Source organism: Candidatus Thorarchaeota archaeon (assembly GCA_013388835.1).
Taxonomy (GTDB): domain Archaea; phylum Asgardarchaeota; class Thorarchaeia; order Thorarchaeales; family Thorarchaeaceae; genus JACAEL01.
In genome coordinates this window covers 1-3024 of sequence record JACAEL010000003.1, presented here as the reverse complement: position 1 = coordinate 3024, position 3024 = coordinate 1, and the positions used below count along the sequence as shown (strand labels likewise).

Below are 3024 nucleotides of genomic sequence, written 5' to 3'. Positions count from 1 at the left end.
TCCCGCACGGAGGTGTATATGCACCACGCAGCGATGTCCAAGACTGTCCAGCTTCTGGGCAGCTGCTGCCAGCCCTGTGGGTGTGGATATTCATTGTCTCCAGTAACCGCGTTCTGGTTTCATTCGTCTTTCTATTCGCAGTGCTCGTGGCCGCCATGGTGTACTACGCACTACGACTGCCAAAGCGTCCAGCGCATGGGACCGTGTGTGCCGCCTGTGCGATGGTGGAGCTGGCGGTACTTCTGACCCCGTGGCAGGCGCTATTCCTGTTCACTGCAGCCCATGTGCCAGCAGGAGGCCCTCCATTCGTGCCAGGACAAGCCCCTCCGGGCTGGCCCCCACAGCGTCTACAACGGCATCCAAGTCACGGCATGTGACCTCTTCAATCTTCTTGCGGTCCTAATAGGAAGGCTACTTCTTGAGGTCTGGAAGCAGAGGAGGAAGCCGACGACATGGGAGTTCAGGTTCTGACTCATGCAGCAGACTCGATTGCTGCGAAGAGTTGTTATGCCATGACTCGTCAGGTGTCTGCGGTGCTGCGACAAGGTGATTCTGGATGACGAGCGACTGCGGCAGTCAGTTACCAAGAGAACTCGCGCAGTCCGCACAGCAGTACTTCGATGGTCACAACAGAATCTCCGTGACTTCCCCTGGAGGCGCCAGTCTGACCCGTACAGGGTATTCCTTGCCGAGGTCTCCTTACGCAGGACCACTGCTAGGGCGGCGATGCGTGCCTACGATTTGCTGACCACCAGGTATCCAGACTTCGAAGCGGCGGCCAGAGCGACCGAAGAGGAACTCCGCGAGTGCTTCGTTTCTGTTGGTCTGCAGAACGCACGGGCTCGGCTGCTGCATCTTGCGGCAGTGAAGGTAGTCGAGGAGATGGGCGGTCGTCTGCCACCAGACATGAACGCTCTCCTCAGCCTGCCCGGCGTGGGACTCTATGCTGCAGGCGCAATACTGTCTCTGGGCTTCGGTGTCAGAGCTGCGATGGTCGACTCCAATGCAGTCCGACTCTACAGCCGGCTATGGATGGATGTGCTCCCTGCGAACCCCAGTCCCGAGCTCATGCAGGCGATAGGAGAGCATCTTGTTCCAGAGAGGGAGCACCAAGTGTACAACCTTGCTGTCATTGACCTCGGGGCGCTTGTGTGCAGATTCGGTCGACCAAGATGCTCATCCTGCGTCCTCACGCACAAATGCGACTACTTCTCTCAAGGGCATTGACCTGCGCCGGATCTCGCGGCCATCAACCCCTTCTGCAAAGAGTCTATCGCTTCCCTGACCCCCTCAACGGTCTTGTCAAGGTCCTTTCTGCTGTGCGCGAACGACATGGCTCCGAGACCGTGATATCCCAGCACACCATGATGCATGAGCAGAGCCTGAAACACATCCTGCAACTGATTGTCCATTGCAGCGCCGAGACGACTGCCTGTCAGATGTGTGCCTTCAAGCCTCTTCCGTAACACTGTGATGAACACAATTGACCCCATGCCCGTAGCAATCGCCGGTGTACCGGTCTCTTGGAAGACCGAGTTCAGTTCCTCCCTGAAGAGGTCTCCCTGTCGATTAAAGGGTCTGTAGTCGTCACTCTTCCTGCGCAACTCGCCGAGTGCTGCAGTTCCTGCCGCCATCGTCAATGGATGACTCGAGAATGTTCCCCCGCCCACCCAACGACCTCCCGGGGTCCCAGGTGCCGCAAGCCGCATGACGTCTTCCCTGCCACCGTACACGCCAAGTGGCATGCCGCCTCCAGCTGCCTTCCCCAGCGTTATCAGGTCCGGTCTCACTCCGAAGACCTTCGTCCCCGCATCCCCGTAAGCAAGTCGGAAGCCGGTGACTATCTCATCGAATATCAGTAGGATGTCCCTGCTCTCAGTCTCTTCTCTAAGGTAGTTCAGGAACTGGTCCTCAGGAGGTATTGCGCCGCCCGCGCCAAGGACGGGCTCGACTATCACTGCAGCAAGCTGATGACCGTGCGTCTTCAGCATAGCGTCCACGCTCTCCCGGTCGTTGAAGTCGAATGAGACCCCTCCCACTAGGGACTCGTCCGCGAAGGGGTGCTTGATGTGGTAGGCAAGGGTGTCATTTCCTCCGTGCCAGCCGCCAATCGCCTTGGCTATGAGGCGTCTTCCTGTGAACACTCTCGCAATACCCGAAGCATACATTGTCGCCTCGCTCCCCGTGGTGCAGAACCTCATGAGCTCGAGCATCGGAATGGCGTCATTGACGGCCTCGCCAAACACAACCTGGGTCCCGGTGAGCCCACCAAGGTGCACGGCCTTCTGTGCCTGGTCGCGGATGGCCTTGGTGATCACAGGATGACTGTGCCCCAAGATATCGGCATAGTGTGTCATCCACCAGTCGACATACTCGTTGCCGTCAATGTCCCAGACGTGACTTCCCTTCCCGTGGCTCAAGAAGGGCGGATATGCTCCAGCGGTCACCATCCCAAATGTCCGAATGTTGTGATTCACTCCGCCCGCGAATAGTCTGCGTGCGCGCTCCCACAGACCGCGAGACGACGGTGTTCGGTTTACGTAGGCCTCTAGCAATTCGCGTCCACCTGATGTGCATGTCATCAATACCTTGTAATCAAGTTGGCAGTATAGGCCGTTGTACCACATACCGTGCCAGTGGTAGCGGCAAGCAGCCCCATTCCCTCGTCCGTGTCCTCGACAGGACTGGTGTGCAGACTGAGCCACTCTTGGCAGTCCCAGCTGGTTCGAATAGTACTCACTCTCACTAGTTGACGAGGAGTGAGTGAAGAACTCTGAGATGACGAGGGAACCAGATGGGCTGTCTGCAGGCGCGGCTGCGGCAGTACAGACTCAGACCATGTGCCATATCTGATGCCGAAATCACAGTCTTGCAACGCTCGCGCCAGCAGAGGCGATGGCGTGCTACCCTTGCAATGAGGTGTCGTGTGCGCGTGGTGCGTTCGTTTGTCAAGTCGGGACGTCCCTCTCTTGTACTGATTCCGACACTCCGGACAGCGCGGAGCCATGCCCGCGCATCTCTGCT

The 3024-nt window shown here is 58.1% G+C and carries 3 protein-coding genes; 1 reads left to right on the top strand and 2 read right to left on the bottom strand.

The annotated features are described in order from the left end of the window. Positions 1–546: 546 nt before the first annotated feature. Entirely contained in the window at positions 547–1227 is a 681-nt protein-coding gene (locus HXY34_00390) for a hypothetical protein (GenBank protein NWF94581.1), read from the top strand. Here HXY34_00390 and HXY34_00385 read toward each other — a convergent pair. After that, positions 1215–2555 (bottom strand): aminotransferase class III-fold pyridoxal phosphate-dependent enzyme, encoded by a 1341-nt coding sequence (locus HXY34_00385; protein ID NWF94580.1) that lies wholly within the window; start codon positions 2553–2555, stop codon positions 1215–1217. The genes HXY34_00390 and HXY34_00385 overlap by 13 nt on opposite strands. A gap of 26 nt (positions 2556–2581) precedes the next feature. Further along, positions 2582–2740, bottom strand: a complete 159-nt coding sequence (locus HXY34_00380; protein ID NWF94579.1) for a hypothetical protein — start codon at positions 2738–2740, stop codon at positions 2582–2584. Between the last annotated feature and the right edge of the window lie 284 nt (positions 2741–3024).